The 14,040-nt window shown below is 45.3% G+C and carries 14 protein-coding genes and 1 pseudogene; 12 read left to right on the top strand and 3 right to left on the bottom strand.

The genetic code is table 11. From position 1 onward, the window contains the following. The first annotated feature begins 69 nt into the window (after window positions 1-69). The 10 genes and pseudogenes from QT984_RS10840 (at window position 70) to QT984_RS10795 (ending at window position 7,794) form a co-directional block, all read left to right on the top strand. Window positions 70-1,316 (top strand): annotated as a pseudogene (locus tag QT984_RS10840) (ISL3 family transposase). A gap of 252 nt (window positions 1,317-1,568) precedes the next feature. After that, entirely contained in the window at window positions 1,569-2,303 is a 735-nt protein-coding gene (locus QT984_RS10835) for a glutathione peroxidase (RefSeq protein WP_333055077.1), read from the top strand. A 203-nt stretch (window positions 2,304-2,506) separates the two neighbouring features. Then, window positions 2,507-3,478 (top strand): sodium-dependent bicarbonate transport family permease, encoded by a 972-nt coding sequence (locus QT984_RS10830; RefSeq protein ID WP_333055078.1) that lies wholly within the window; start codon window positions 2,507-2,509, stop codon window positions 3,476-3,478. A gap of 1 nt (window position 3,479) precedes the next feature. Further along, window positions 3,480-3,791 carry a P-II family nitrogen regulator gene (locus QT984_RS10825; protein WP_333055079.1) on the top strand — a complete coding sequence of 104 codons (312 nt, stop codon included), beginning with the start codon at window positions 3,480-3,482 and terminating at the stop codon, window positions 3,789-3,791. A 625-nt stretch (window positions 3,792-4,416) separates the two neighbouring features. Beyond that, on the top strand, window positions 4,417-5,448 hold the full coding sequence (gap, locus tag QT984_RS10820) for a type I glyceraldehyde-3-phosphate dehydrogenase (RefSeq protein ID WP_333055080.1): 1,032 nt from the start codon (window positions 4,417-4,419) through the stop codon (window positions 5,446-5,448). A 159-nt stretch (window positions 5,449-5,607) separates the two neighbouring features. Continuing rightward, window positions 5,608-5,973, top strand: coding sequence for a DUF1823 family protein (locus QT984_RS10815; RefSeq protein ID WP_333055081.1), 366 nt, complete (start codon window positions 5,608-5,610; stop codon window positions 5,971-5,973). 262 nt (window positions 5,974-6,235) lie between these two features. Next, window positions 6,236-6,475, top strand: a complete 240-nt coding sequence (locus QT984_RS10810; RefSeq protein WP_333055082.1) for a helix-turn-helix domain-containing protein — start codon at window positions 6,236-6,238, stop codon at window positions 6,473-6,475. A 16-nt stretch (window positions 6,476-6,491) separates the two neighbouring features. Further along, window positions 6,492-7,229: a transposase gene (locus tag QT984_RS10805; RefSeq protein ID WP_333208856.1), complete on the top strand. Its 738-nt coding sequence runs from the start codon at window positions 6,492-6,494 to the stop codon at window positions 7,227-7,229. Continuing rightward, complete coding sequence (locus QT984_RS10800; RefSeq protein ID WP_333055084.1) at window positions 7,201-7,410, top strand: zinc ribbon domain-containing protein; 210 nt, start codon at window positions 7,201-7,203, stop codon at window positions 7,408-7,410. Before QT984_RS10805 ends, QT984_RS10800 begins: the two co-directional genes overlap by 29 nt. Window positions 7,411-7,527: 117 nt before the next feature. After that, window positions 7,528-7,794, top strand: coding sequence for a hypothetical protein (locus QT984_RS10795; protein WP_333055085.1), 267 nt, complete (start codon window positions 7,528-7,530; stop codon window positions 7,792-7,794). 22 nt (window positions 7,795-7,816) lie between these two features. On the opposite strand, the gene QT984_RS10790 is transcribed toward QT984_RS10795, so the two are convergent. After that, complete coding sequence (locus QT984_RS10790; RefSeq protein ID WP_333055086.1) at window positions 7,817-8,971, bottom strand: transposase; 1,155 nt, start codon at window positions 8,969-8,971, stop codon at window positions 7,817-7,819. Window positions 8,972-9,027: 56 nt separating this feature from the next. Here QT984_RS10790 and QT984_RS10785 point away from each other — a divergent pair, with 56 nt between their 5' ends. Next, window positions 9,028-9,189, top strand: a complete 162-nt coding sequence (locus QT984_RS10785; RefSeq protein ID WP_333269959.1) for a plasmid mobilization protein — start codon at window positions 9,028-9,030, stop codon at window positions 9,187-9,189. 12 nt (window positions 9,190-9,201) lie between these two features. Beyond that, window positions 9,202-9,654, top strand: a complete 453-nt coding sequence (locus QT984_RS10780; protein WP_333055087.1) for a CsgG/HfaB family protein — start codon at window positions 9,202-9,204, stop codon at window positions 9,652-9,654. A 249-nt stretch (window positions 9,655-9,903) separates the two neighbouring features. Here QT984_RS10780 and QT984_RS10775 read toward each other — a convergent pair whose 3' ends face one another. Both QT984_RS10775 and QT984_RS10770 read right to left on the bottom strand, forming a co-directional pair. Next, a complete protein-coding gene (locus QT984_RS10775; RefSeq protein WP_333055088.1) occupies window positions 9,904-10,626 on the bottom strand; it encodes a glycosyltransferase family 25 protein in 723 nt (240 codons plus the stop codon). Window positions 10,627-10,788: 162 nt separating this feature from the next. Next, a complete protein-coding gene (locus QT984_RS10770; RefSeq protein WP_333208860.1) occupies window positions 10,789-13,104 on the bottom strand; it encodes a protein phosphatase 2C domain-containing protein in 2,316 nt (771 codons plus the stop codon). Window positions 13,105-14,040 lie beyond the last annotated feature (936 nt).

Raw genomic sequence — 14,040 nt, 5'->3', positions numbered from 1 at the left:
TTGACAGAGGAAGCTCATTTATTATTAAATATAAGCAAAAGCTAGAGGGGTGAGGTGGATTGAACAGCCATGAGAACGAACAAGGAGATAAAGTTTTTAACAGAGCTGTTGAATATAGAGGAAATAAAAGTAATCTCACATCGCCAGTATGAAGGGATTGGAATAATTTTACAGGTGGAAGGAATCGGTAAGGAAAGTAACTGTCCACGTTGTGGAAAAAAAGTCATAGATTACATCAAAATCATAGATACCTAGTCAAAGATTTACCTTGGGGAGAGAAGTTCGTATTTTTAGAAATCAACCGACGACAGTTTAAGTGTGAAAAATGTCTCAAGCCATTTAGTGAAGAGTTGGAGTTGGTCAAAAAAAGAAGAACCTATACGAAACGGCTAGCAAGAGCAATAATCCAAGAAGTGTTAGAGAATGATATCCACAGCGTAGCGAAAAAAGGGGTCGTGACAACAGAAGAAATAGAAAGGATGTTAAAAGACGCATCGAAAGAATACTTAAAAGCCCAGCCTAGCGAGTTGAAGAGATTAGGGATAGATGAAATAGCTCTAATTAAAGGAAAAGGAAATTACTGTGCAGTATTAATAGATTTAGAGAAGTCTAAGCTAATCGCGATATTGGCAGGAAGGAAACAAGAAGAAATTAAGGAAGTAATGCTCGGATGGGGTAAAGAAGTATTAGAGCAAATAGAAGAAGTAAGTATAGATTTGTGGAAAAGTTACAGAAATGTAGTGAGAGAGTTGATGCCAAATGCTCAGGTGGTCGCCGACAGATTTCATGTAATGGCACAAATAAATAAGGAATTAGATGCCCAAAGGAAGGGAGAGAAGAGACAGGTAGAAGATTTAATTAAAAAAGCAGAATCGTCAGAACAAAAAGCAGCCCCGGAGAAAGTTTTAGAAGCATTGAAGAAAAGTAAATATGTGTTATTGAAGAACCAATCAGATATAAATGAAGAGCAAAAAGCTAAACTAATGCAAGTTAAAAATGTATCTTCTACTCTCAAAACTCTGCTTGAATTAAAATAAGAAATTAGAAAATTTTTCGATCGGGCTAATAATTGGTTAGTCGGTTTGTGGCAAGTGGGAAGATGGTTGTCAAGAGCTAAAAAATATTTTACCGATAGTCAGAACACTATTATTCGTTGGCTAGATGAGATTATTGCTTACTTCGATTATAAGACTACCAGTGGTGTTGTCGAAGGCATCAACAATAAACTCAAGTTGATTAAACGTTCGGCTTACGGATTTATAAACTTTGAAAACTTCCGAGTTAGATGTTTGCTTACTTGGCAGTTTGATTGTTAGTTTAGCATACTAGCTAATGAAGAGCCAAAAATCCTCACCCGTTAGCAGCAGCAAAGGAATGGAGACAGAATTGCCGACTTACTTAAACAGCAAGTTTTAAATCTGCTAGCTGTCGCAAAGACAATGAACTGAACTCGCGCGCGCGCCCAAGTCCGAGAAAAAAAACTCGCCTCCCCTTGACAAGTCATACTCGTTATGAGTACGCTATAATAAGCAAAGGAATTGAACCCAAGTACCTAAGAATTTAAAATCATGCTGACGAACCAAGAAGGTCAAAGAGTACCCAAAGTCACCTTTCGCACTCGCAAAGACAACGAGTGGGTGGATGTCACCACCGATGATATATTTGCAGGTAAAACCGTAGTAGTGTTCTCGCTGCCGGGAGCTTTTACTCCCACTTGTTCGTCAACGCACCTCCCCGGTTACAACGAATTGGCGAAAGTTTTTAAAGAAAACGGCGTAGATGAAATCGTTTGCATTTCCGTCAATGACACCTTTGTGATGAACGAGTGGGCAAAAGACCAAGAAGCAGACAATGTGACGTTAATTCCCGACGGTAACGGCGAGTTTACTCAAGGCATGGGAATGCTGGTAGACAAAACAGATTTAGGTTTTGGGAAGCGGTCTTGGCGTTATTCGATGCTGGTAAAAGATGGCGTGGTGGAAAAAATGTTTATTGAGCCAGAGGAACCGGGCGACCCTTTCAAAGTGTCCGATGCCGAGACGATGCTCAACTACATCAACTCCGCAGCAACCAAGCCGAAGGTCGTTTCGCTGTTTACAAAAATGGGCTGTCCCTTCTGCGCTAAGGCTAAGGGAATGCTGAGTCAAAAGGGCTTGGATTATGAAGAAATCGTCTTGGGTCGGGATATCACAACCCGATCGCTCCGGGCTATGACTGGGGCTACAACTGTGCCGCAAGTATTTATCGACGGCAAGTTGATCGGTGGTTCCGAAGCCCTAGAGTCTTATTTGGGTGTTGCTTAGTTAAACCAAAATACTTAGCTTGCAGGTTCACAGTGCACACCTTACTCGTTGTACGGTGTCTACTGTGCGCCTTTGCCGTATTTGGGGATATTTAGCCTCAGCAAACTTCTGAGTCAAAAGTTCGATCGGTCTATTGATCCATTCTCGTGCAACAATTACTGGGGAAGTCATATTAAAAACGCAAGAAATGGGAGTGACCGATCGTGGATTTGAGTTTAGTATCGTCAAATATCTTAAATCCCCCAATATTAGCTTTTTTCATGGGAATGCTGGCAATTTTTCTCAAATCTGATTTAGAAATTCCAGCCCCCATCCCCAAACTGTTTTCGCTGTACCTGCTGTTTGCGATCGGATTTAAAGGCGGCGTCGAACTATCCAAAAGCGGCATTGACCAGCAAGTTGCCCTGACAATTTTGGCAGCGATGCTGATGTCAATGCTAGTACCAATTTATACTTTTTTCATACTGAGGATAAAACTCGACTCTTACAATGCCGCAGCGATCGCAGCCACCTACGGTTCCATCAGCGCCGTCACATTTATCACCGCAACCTCCTTCCTCACAGCACAGGGCATCGACTTTGACGGTTACATGGTAGCCGCGCTAGCATTAATGGAATCCCCAGCAATTATAGTCGGTCTGATTCTAGTCAGTGTATTTGGCGGGGAAGAAGGAAAACGCGAAATAGTTTGGTCAGAAGTGTTGCAAGAAGCATTCCTAAACAGTTCTGTTTTTCTGCTGATTGGCAGCCTAATTATGGGCGTACTGACAGGAGAACATGGTTGGGAAGTTATGAGTCCGTTTACTCAAGACTTGTTTTACGGAGTTCTGACTTTTTTCTTGCTAGACATGGGGCTGGTTGCGGCTAGCAGAATTAAAGATTTGCAAGAAGCAGGAGTTTTTCTGATCGGCTTTGCAATCCTAATTCCCATAGTCAACGCAGTAATTGCTTTGCTAATAGCCAAATTAATCGGAATGCCGCAGGGAGACACTTTGTTGTTTGCCGTATTGTGCGCGAGTGCTTCTTATATAGCAGTACCAGCAGCCATGCGCCTAACTGTTCCCGAAGCGAATCCAAGTCTTTACATTTCAACGGCCTTAGCAGTGACATTTCCATTTAATATCATTGTAGGCATTCCCCTGTATCTATACGGAATCAATATGTTTTGGAGGTGAGATGATGGAGTCAGTCAAAAGAGTAGAAATCATAGCCCACTCAGTAGAACTCGGCAAGATTTTAGACGGTTTAGACAAAGCTGGCGTACCCGATTATGCGGTGATTCGTGATGTCGCTGGAAAAAGCACTAGGGATCACGTTTCCCGTGATTCATCAATGACGGCGCTGGATAACATTTATGTGCTTGCTTTTTGTTCACCAGCTCAAGTTTCAGCAGTTGCAGAAAACATTAGACCCGTACTCAATAAATTTGGTGGGTCCTGTTTTATTTCAGATGCGGTGGAATTGCTAATTACTAGGTGCGTCGGGTAGTCATTAGTCATTAGTGATTGGTGATTATACCAATTCGGAAAATTTGAGCTACACCTATAGCAATCCTCGCATCATTTGTAAATTTCTTACTCCCTCCCTGCGAGTTCGGGGAGGGTTGGGGTGGGGTAAAAAAATTACGACTCCTGCAAGGATTGCTATAGATTGTACGCCATAAGTGTATGGACACGGCAGTGCTGTGTCCATACGCGTATCTGCGACTTTAATCCTAGGCTTTGGTTCCGACAATCGCCATTAGTGAGAATGCTAATCCGTTTCTCCTTTTGGATAAGTTTTTTATTATTACTTTAGGCTGATTGAAAAAATGCAATTTTGAAAATATTTTCTGTCTATTATAGCACTTTTACAAGTTGACAAAAATCAGCCATTAGCCATTAGTCAGCGGTCATTTCAGGATGAATTGCCCTTCCCAGCCGGGGGAGAATTCAGAATTCTTAAGAGATAGAAAAGAATCAGTTGCAAAAATCCGTTAGCGTGGTAAATTCTAAGCCACAACAGGCGATCCTCTTCGTTGGCGTAGCCCCCGTAAAGGCGGGCTTTCCTTCGGATCGCGAAAGCTAACGCTAACGCCCGATCGACTAACGATATTTTCAATAGGAGTTTAAACATGGCTGCATTAAAAGTCGGCATCAACGGATTTGGTCGCATCGGACGGCTAGTCATGCGTGCCGGCATCAAAAACCCCAACATCGAATTTGTCGGCATTAACGACTTAGTTTCGCCAGAAAACCTGGCTTATCTTTTCAAATACGACTCCACCCACGGCATTTACGACGGCGAAGTTGAAAGCAAACCAGACGGGATTGTCGTTGACGGAAATTTTATCCCCTGTACAGCGATTAGAAATCCTGCCGAATTGCCCTGGGGTAAATCCGGCGCAGATTATGTTGTAGAATCTACCGGATTGTTTACAGATTTTGAAGGCGCATCAAAACACTTGACAGCGGGAGCAAAACGAGTAATACTTTCAGCACCGACAAAAGACCCGGAAAAAGTTCCAACTTTTCTAGTAGGCGTCAACCACCACAAATTTGACCCGACAAAAGATACGGTTGTTTCTAATGCTAGCTGTACGACGAATTGTTTAGCACCAATTGCCAAAGTTATTAACGATAACTTCGGATTGGAAGAAGGTTTAATGACGACAGTTCACGCAATGACAGCTACTCAACCAACTGTAGACGGGCCCAGCCAAAAAGATTGGCGGGGAGGACGCGGTGCGGCTCAAAATATTATTCCATCTTCGACCGGTGCAGCGAAAGCTGTTACTTTGGTGTTGCCAGAATTGAAAGGAAAATTGACGGGAATGGCTTTGCGGGTGCCAACTCCCGACGTGTCTGTAGTTGACCTTACTTTCAAAACAGCGAAGGAAACTAGCTATAAAGAAATTTGCGAGGCAATGAAAAAAGCTTCGGAGGGCGAACTCAAAGGCATTCTTGGATATACTGAGGATGCGGTAGTTTCGACAGATTTTCAGGGCGACGCGCGATCGAGCATTTTCGATGCAGGTGCGGGAATTGAACTGAATTCTAAGTTTTTTAAAGTGGTTTCCTGGTACGACAACGAGTGGGGTTATTCTAGCCGCGTAATTGACTTAATGCTTTCTATGGCCCAGAAAGACGGAATTTTGAATAATTAATTTTTTTGGGGTGGCATTTTGGGCGGGGTTCGCGTGCCCAACCCCTACTCCCCACAAACAAATTCCTAGGATTTTTTGTGGAACGGGCCGGAGAGCCCGTTCCTGATAATGTTATCTAATGTGAGTTAAACTTTTTTTATTTCCGATTCGATCGCGCTCATGTCTGAATTACCACCGCTGAATAACGAAACTATTTGGGCTATTCTCAACGAAGAAATCGACGATGCTGCTGTCAACCGATTAGTTTGGCAGTATCTGGGCTACCGCTGGGATGCCGAGACTGGCAAGTGGAACAGTGCAGGTGTTGCAGCCGAGTGGCGGCAAGAGTACCCGGAACCGCCGGATTTTATCGATTCTAGGCCGGCGACAGTGAAATTGACTCGATCGACCCCTCCAGAAAACAAGCAGTTGCTGAAGGAAAAATTAGGCTTTAAAGGCTATAAAATTGGGGAATTCGGGCCCCGACAGACTCGCAGGGCGACGATGGCTAATTGGTTGATGGGTTTTATGGAATCTGGGGTGTAAGAGGAATTTTGGATGGCTGTGCGGTTCTTGCCACCTTTAGTCTGTGTCCTCTGCGTCCTCTGCGGTTCATTAACAAAAATTAAGCCTGTTGAAAGTCAAAAAACACTAAAACCCGCCAATTCCAACCTCCTCACCCCCAACCCTGACCGAAAATTTGGGTGCTGTGCCCAGTCCTTTTAGGACGGCTTTAATTAGAGTTCTTGAAAAAGCGTTCCTACGTTCGCTCATGGTTGTGATATAATCAGGTAGGAGGATAGAGCAAATGTTTCATTTAGTCTACGAATTCAAACTCAAACCAACGGCAGGACAAATAGCAATCTTTGAAGATTGGCTAGAACAATGCCGTCGCGTATACAACTACGCATTGGCCCTGCGTAAACATTGGTTTGAGTCTCGTAGTTGTCGAATTAACGCTTGCTCTATCCGATCTGAGTTCATCATTCGGGCCGAAACTTGCGCGACCAACTTATGCAAGCCAGTGCAAAAGTTTAACTACGGCTAGGGCAAACATACCCACTTTGGCTGCCGTCCAAGTACACGTCCTACAGCAAACACTCAAAAGGCTTGAAAAAGCGTTTGTGAGTATGTGGGAACAAAAACACGGTTTCCCCCGCTTTAAGAAAGCAGGAACAATGCGATCGTTTGTATTCCCGCAATTGGGGGTTAACCCTGTCCAAAATCAAGCGGTGAAGCTCCCTAAAATTGGTTTGGTTAAGTTTCATCAATCACGTCCTATCCCTGATGGTGCAACGATTAAGCAAGCAAGGATAGTCCGTAGGGTTAGCGGTTGGTACGTGATGTTAGCCCTACAATGGGACGTTTCAGTACCCACTCTAATGCCCCACGGTGAAGGTATCGGAATTGATGTGGGACTAACTAATTTTCTAGCAACTTCTAACGGTCTTTTAGTCAAGCGCCAAAGATTTTTTAAAGACGCAGAACGCAAGCTTAAATTGCTGCAACAACGTGTCTGTCGTAAAAAACTAGGTTCTAACAATTGGCGTAAAGCTCAAAAGAAAGTCGCCAAACTGCATGAATACGTTGCTAACAGTCGGAAAGATTGGCATCGTAAATTATCTCATCAAATCTGCCAAAACGTGGGAATGATTTTCGTTGAGGATCTGAATCTGATTGGGCTGTCTAGGGCGATGCTAGGGAAACACTGCTTAGACGCAAGCTGGGGTCAATTCTTCACAATCAAGCGAGCAAACTTGTTTGAAATATGGCGTGTACTTTCAGAAGGTAAGTGCTCATAAAACGAGTCAAATTTGCCCCAATTGTCTAGCAGAAACAGGAAAAAAACAGCTTGATGAGCGTACTCATTCATGCTCGAACTGTTGCTATACAACGGACAGAGATGTTGCAGCCGCTCAAGTAGTTCTAATTAGAGGACTTGCAGCCGTAGGGCATACGGTCAAGATGCTTGCCTGCAAGTAAATTCATTGGAATCCCTGCGAATCAAGAATCCCCTCGCCTTTAGGCAGGGGTATGTCAAATCGGGCTGTTCCGTAAAGTATTCTAGAGTCAGCACAACACAACTGTGAGGTAAGCTTTATGAAAAGAACCACCAGATCTCGCTTAACCAGCATTTCCCTCGCTACCCTAATGCTAGCAGGCGTTTCATTAAGTGCGATCGCCACACCAGCCAGCACCCAACCAGCAACCCAACTCGCCCAAGCAACTGCCAAAAAGCGCCTCGTCGTCATGGACTTCGACTACGGCCCCACCAACAGCTATTACACTTCCTACAGGGGAGTCGGCGCCGCCAAAGGCATCAGCGAACTGTTAATCAACGAACTCTTGACATACTCACCGTCGTGAACGAGCGGTGATTCTTTACGCTTCATTGACGGACGCTACGCCCGGTAGTCTTACTCTGTCTCGACGTACATTTAGAGTCGTGCCGATGCCCCGTGCCGACTTTTTCTATATTTATAGATGCGTTTTTGTCTCTATCATGTTCGCTGCCACAGCCTAAACAAAGAATAGAACGCACCGATAAATCAACTTTGCCCCATCTGTAACCACAATCAGAGCAGGTTTGGCTGGTAGGTTCCCATCGGCTAATGACTACAAACTTCCTGCCATACTTCTCGGATTTTGCCTCAACCAATACCCTAAACTCTCGCCACCCTTGCTGACTAATTACCCTGGACAGTTTGCGGTTTTTAACCATCCCTGACACGTTCAAATCTTCCAGTACGATAGTTTGGTTTTCGCTAACGACTTGGGTTGATAATTTGTGCAGGAAGTCTTTACGGGTATCAGCAATTTGGTTGTGCCGTTTGGCAATCTGAATCCTAGTTCGGTTTCGCCTCTTGGAGTCTTTTTGTTGTCGAGCCAACCGCCTCTGGAGTTGACGCACTCTACGATCTAGCGCTTTGTAGCTGGGACTCACAGCCTTTTCACCGTTGCTCATTACCGCAAATGTTTTGATGCCCAAATCAATGCCGATGCTTTGGTTCTTAGCTTCAACACTTATTGGTTCAATATCTACGACAAAGCTTAAAAAATAACGGTTAGCGCAATCTTTGATAACAGTTACAGAGCTAGGACTTGCAGGGAACTCTCTTGACCAGATGGGTTTAACAACACCTATCTTTGCAAGATAAACACCTCCGTCTTTAATAGAGAATCCCCCACGGGTAAGCCTTGCTGATTGGCTGTTAGTCCGTTTTTTGAATTTAGGATAGCCAACTTTCCTCCCTTTTCTCTTTCCCTTACAGGAGTCGAAAAAGTTCTTAAAAGCTATCTCTAGGTCGGCTACAGACTGCTGTAATGGAATGTTTGAAACTTCGCTCAACCACGCCCTTTCTTCAGTCTTTTTTGCCTGAGTGATGACTGTTTTTTGAAGCTCTGCGGACTTTGGCTTCTTTTCGGATTGTTTGCAGATCGCAAGAGCATCGTTATACACAACGCGGACGCAACCAAACAACCGAGCTAAACTCTGCTGTTGTTGGTTTGTTGGATAAAAACGATACTGGTATCTTGCTTTCAAGTCTTTTCCTCCTTGCTTCAATTATACTGTATGTATTGCCATTTGACAGGACAAGCATGAAAACTAAAAAAATATTTTTGAGGGTAACAAAATCCGAAAAAAAGCAACTTGTTGATGAAGCTGCTAGGCGAGGTATGACTCAATCCGAATTGATTAGGAGTATGATTGCTCGATTGCCGGAACTAAATAAAAAGCCGTCCTATAAGGACGGGGCTTGAATCCCATTCACTATGGTCAACAACGGCACTTATACAGTAGTCGATCGCAGCAAACTCGAACAAGTGCTCAAACAGCAAAATCGCAGCGGCGCGATGGATGCCGGGACAGCAGCCGAAATTGGCAAACAATTAGGAGTTGACGCCGTGCTCATCGGCACCATTACCAAGTTTAATATCGACAAACAATCCGGCGGCGGCAGTTTCATGGGAATCGGCGCCGGTTCACAAAAAACCAAAGCTACCGTTCAAATAGATGTGCGGTTAATCGGTACAGCTTCGGGAGATATTCTTGCCACTGCCAAAGCAGTAGGAGAAGCAGATCAAAGCGCTTCTAATATTTCCGTTAGGGGTATTGGCGGCAATTCTGGCAGCAGCAATGAAGACTCACTTTTGAGCGAGGCAGTTGACAAAGCCGTATCCCAAATGGTGACTAAACTGGCAGAAGTATCTAACAAATTAGGTTAGAATCAAGCATCATATCAAATATGCTGATACCAAATCCGGCTTAAATATCCCATCGATCTCGCTTGTCTGTTTGAGGCTACGTCGTGTCGCGTAAACTCCGGCAGACTTTATTTGTAGAGTTTGAGGTCAAAAGGTTTCAACCGCCGCCTTCATAAAGGGACTAATAAACCCGGATTTGGTATTAATTATTTTCCGGGCGATTGTGCTAACAGATTTGATATAAGCGAAGGATTTTAAAATCGAATTCAATTAACTAGAAAGCCAACGCTTCAGCCTTGTTTTGCTGGTTCTTCCTGCACCTACCAATCGACTCAACCCAGGTACACGGTCAAACCACTTAGGAGTGATGTCACTACGGGAACTCCTTTGCCACCCCAGGTTTGGAGAAGCAATCAAGGTGACAACATCGGGATTTTGAGATCGGAAAGTAGAATAAGCTCCGTCGAGGTGCATCGGGCCGCCGTCGGGATGTCCCGGAGGTCGCTGTTGCAGTTCTTCCAGAAACCGCAGGAGGCGATCGAAAATCCTGCCATTGACAGCGTAAAAATGAGCGGTCATCAGCCCCTCAGAAAAGGGTACGAGGGCGACAGGAGACTTTTGTTCAACCTCTTCGACGTGTCCGAAGTAGACGAAATCCCAATCTTGCTGACAGAGTTGTTCGAGGATAACAGCTTGGTCTGTTGTGAACTTTGCTGAAATTTCTAGGTCGTCTTCTACAATCAAAATATTGCTCAACCCCTTGTCTTTTGCCTGCTTGAGGATAGCTAAATGACTGTAAAAGCATCCCCTCGCCCCAATGCTGGGGAAACCTCCAACTTCGTCGGGGCGGATTGCGGGAAATATCTCAACCTTATGGGGCGTGAGGGGCATTCCTGCTTTCTCTAATTCCTTGACTATGAGTTGCCGTCGGTCTTTCCTTTCAGGGAGATTTACCGCATAAACTCCCTGGAAATAGTCTGTAATTTTCGTCATAGTTTGATCGGGAATCAAGAAGTTGATGAATCTTCGGCTTGAGCGGCCTCAAATTTTATTTGAACTCTGTGTATGCCTTAAACTATTATATTTTTAGCAAGCTGCATCTTCCATTTTCCTAAAGTTACTCAAATTACCTCGGTCGGAGCTAGCATTAACAGTTTAATTAGCATTGGGAGTTGAGTCAGAATTAACGCATTTTCCCTGTTGATTAAGGTTGGGGGCTGGGTTGGAGAGTACCTTATCAACAGCAGCTTGTTCTTGAATCCATCCAATTTCTCCCGGTTGCAGGTTGGCGCTTTCTACTTCAACTGTTGGCTTAACTGGCGGGGAAGGCGAGGGAGTGGGAGTTGCCACAGCGGGAGATGGATTCAGTGTCGGTTTTGAAACTGTAGAAAAATCTTTATTTGACTCGGGTTTGGGAGAGTTCGATCGCACTATTTCAGGAATCGAACAAACTTTCAATTCCAGCCAATTGCCTTGAGGCGTAAGCTGTTTGTTTGTCACCTGCAAAACGCTGCCGGCTGGGACTGTTCCTTTGACAGTCAACTCACCGATTGCGCCTCGCAAATCCAAGCGATCGCCCTCTTTTCCCAATTCCCCAGCCGCAGAACTTTTAATCTCTATAAACGAGCCGATTTCTAAAGATTTGACCGGAGAAGCTACAGATTCAACTGTTTTCTCCGGCGTCTTTCCAGCTTTAATTAAACCGCGTTTCCCGAAAATCGACTCCCCGGCAGTATCGATCGCGCGACCCACCGGAGGGATGAAAAAATAAGCAAATACACCCCCCAAGCCTAATAAAAATAAAATTTTCAGCAGCAGCGAAAATAAACTTTTGCTTTTTTCCGGCGGTAACAACAGCGTTTTTACTTCAGAATTCCCATTGCCAAGGCTTGTGGGCCCATTCAAATCCGTTGGCAAATCCTCGCTATCGGAAATTAGTTCGATCGGCGTATCTAAAGGTGCGACAGACAGTTCTGTAAAAGTATTACCGTCTTCCCTCAAATGCGCTTGACAGTGAATTAAAGCAACAGTGACGTTATCGTGACCGTTTCTAGTATTAGCAATCTCAATCAGTCGATCGCGCGCCTTAGCCAAACTAATGCTACCGTCGAGAATTGGCAAAATCTCCGCTTCCCAACATTCCTCAACCCGGTCTTTATCACTCAAACCGTCGGAACACAGCAGCAAAACGCAGTCTTCATCCACTGGAAAACGCTGCACAGTCGGGTGCAAAGTGTTGGACGAAGTAATGCCCAAAGCTTGAATCAGAGCTCCGGCGGCGACTTGTTCCAAAGCATCCCGGTAGAGAGAGTAGCCCAAACGCACCTCGCGGCAAGCCACATTATCATCGAGAGTAAGTTGATAGCAGCCAGTGCGGGTAATCCAGTAAGCCCGACTGTCTCCGACGTGGGCGACGTAAAGCTCGTGAATGTGGGCTAAACCCATAACTAGCGTAGTTCCCATCCGCTGGCGGCCTTGGCGGTGTTCGCTGTCGTTGCGACTGGCTATCTTGTCGTTAGCAGCACAAGCTGCCCGTTCCAGCTTGGAAGTCAGGCTCAACGGGTCCCAATTAGCTTGATGTAGGGGCATTTGCTGCAACTTTTCGCGCAGCACACCAATTGCTTCTTCCGAAGCGACTTCGCCCCCGTCTTGTCCACCGATACCGTCGCAGACGATCGCGCAAGCTTCCGCACCCGGGCTTCCTGCCAACAGCGTACCGCTGGGCGGATAGCAAGCATCTTCGTTGTGAGCGCGGGATCTGCCTACATCCGTGCCCGTGGCAATTTCAACGTGACGATCGTAAAATCGACCGCACTTTGCCAAAGCTTTATCCAACTGGCTCATCAGTTGTTCGCCGTGGCGCACTTGACCGGCAACCATTTGCTGGCAAAGTTGCCTCAAAAAATTGGCAATAGTTGGGTGAGCATCTTCGAGCCACTGCTGCCACAATTTGCCCAACTGGGACAAATGAGGCTGTTTGCGATCGGGCTGCAATTCCAGAAACCGCACCAATTGCCCTTCCACCCGTAGCAGTTCGGGAGTCAGCAGCGTCGAAGCCACGCCCTGAGCGATACAAGGCTGCCACAACTGGGCTATTTGCCACAGCCAATTGAGTTGGCGCATCGCTGCGGCTCCTTTCCAGGAATCCGCCAATTCCGGCATTAAAGATTCCGTCACCTTCAAAATAGGCACGTTTTCCAGTAGCCAGATATCTCCCGATAGCTTGCTCATCTTGGACGATACCAGGCCGTATACTTGAGGTACGTGCAACTGATAGGCAAACAGTCTCAGATAAGGAGTGACAACACTCGGAATCTCATCGGGCAGTTCCGGCAAGTGTTCGGGTTGAGTATCGACAAGAAGTCGATCGCGCTTGACCAAGTAGCGACCAGCGATCAGATCGCCTGGCTTACACCCTTTGATCCCTTCACCTAAAGCCCATAAGTAGTGTTTTGCCACAGAGTTTTGCATAAGGGTTCCTGACGCCTTTGGGCAAGCGTGCTGATCTGAACTATTTTAGCGATTGAACCTCGACGGGTTGATACGTGGCGATTATTTGACACCCCCGCTTTCTCAACAGACGGAGATTCTTAAGACTTCGCAGTCCTAATATCCTGATTTTTCAGGTTCCCTGGCTCACCACGTTTGCACTGTTGTGTGCGTAGCGATATCTCCTTACAATGTTTTAGGCGTGACTTTCCCCCAGTCCAGGGGTAGGTTTTAATGTCTTGTACTGACACGAACAGTTTACCATTTTGTTGACTGCCGGATGAATCTTACTATGAGCTTTCAGGGTTAGACGATCGCGCGACACCCCAGTCATCGGCTGGAAATCACGCTGTTTTCAGCATATTCATGATAGCGGCAATTTCCGAAGAAATCGCAGCACTCAAGGGAATTGAGATTTTAGACTAACTCTAATGGTATGATGCAGCTAGGTAGAAATCACCTGAGCCGACAGATATAAATAAATATCAATTGTCGGTTTTCTCGCGAAGGGTCATCTGTGCCTCGCGCCCTAGTTTCGCAACAGAAGTTAAATTTAACCCTACCCAAAGACGGATACAAGCCCGCAGATTCATCTGTCGAGTCAATCTCAAATCTAAAATCTAAAATCCACTGACGGATGCCAGCCCCCGACAGGAATTGTGGACAGCAAAAAAATTAGATATTAGTTCCAGCCCCCAAATTCATCTGTGGAGTAAATCTCAAATCTAAAATCTCAAATCTCAAATCGACTGATGGACGCAAGCCCCCGACAGGAGTCGTGGAAAGCCAAAAAAATTAGATATTAGTTCCAGCCCCCAGATTCATCTGTGGAATCAATCTAAAATCTAAAATCTCAAATCTCAAATCGACTGATGGACGCAAGCCCCCGACAGGAGTCGTGGAAAGCCAAAAAAATTA

The organism is Microcoleus sp. Z1_B2, assembly GCF_036700325.1.
Lineage (GTDB): Bacteria > Cyanobacteriota > Cyanobacteriia > Cyanobacteriales > Microcoleaceae > Microcoleus.
The sequence above is the reverse complement of the archived record's forward strand: the minus strand, read 5'-3'. Positions and strand labels throughout refer to the sequence as shown.

Bases quoted from the DNA above. Each gene is read 5' to 3' on its own strand.
- QT984_RS10835 (WP_333055077.1), top strand. From the start codon at position 1,569: ATGCTGACGAACCAAGAAGGTCAAAGAGTACCCAAAGTCACCTTTCGC.
- QT984_RS10825 (WP_333055079.1), top strand. From the start codon at position 3,480: ATGATGGAGTCAGTCAAAAGAGTAGAAATCATAGCCCACTCAGTAGAA.
- gap (WP_333055080.1), top strand. From the start codon at position 4,417: ATGGCTGCATTAAAAGTCGGCATCAACGGATTTGGTCGCATCGGACGG.
- QT984_RS10815 (WP_333055081.1), top strand. From the start codon at position 5,608: ATGTCTGAATTACCACCGCTGAATAACGAAACTATTTGGGCTATTCTC.
- QT984_RS10810 (WP_333055082.1), top strand. From the start codon at position 6,236: ATGTTTCATTTAGTCTACGAATTCAAACTCAAACCAACGGCAGGACAA.
- QT984_RS10795 (WP_333055085.1), top strand. From the start codon at position 7,528: ATGAAAAGAACCACCAGATCTCGCTTAACCAGCATTTCCCTCGCTACC.
- QT984_RS10785 (WP_333269959.1), top strand. From the start codon at position 9,028: ATGAAAACTAAAAAAATATTTTTGAGGGTAACAAAATCCGAAAAAAAG.
- QT984_RS10780 (WP_333055087.1), top strand. From the start codon at position 9,202: ATGGTCAACAACGGCACTTATACAGTAGTCGATCGCAGCAAACTCGAA.
- QT984_RS10775 (WP_333055088.1), bottom strand. From the start codon at position 10,626: ATGACGAAAATTACAGACTATTTCCAGGGAGTTTATGCGGTAAATCTC.
- QT984_RS10770 (WP_333208860.1), bottom strand. From the start codon at position 13,104: ATGCAAAACTCTGTGGCAAAACACTACTTATGGGCTTTAGGTGAAGGG.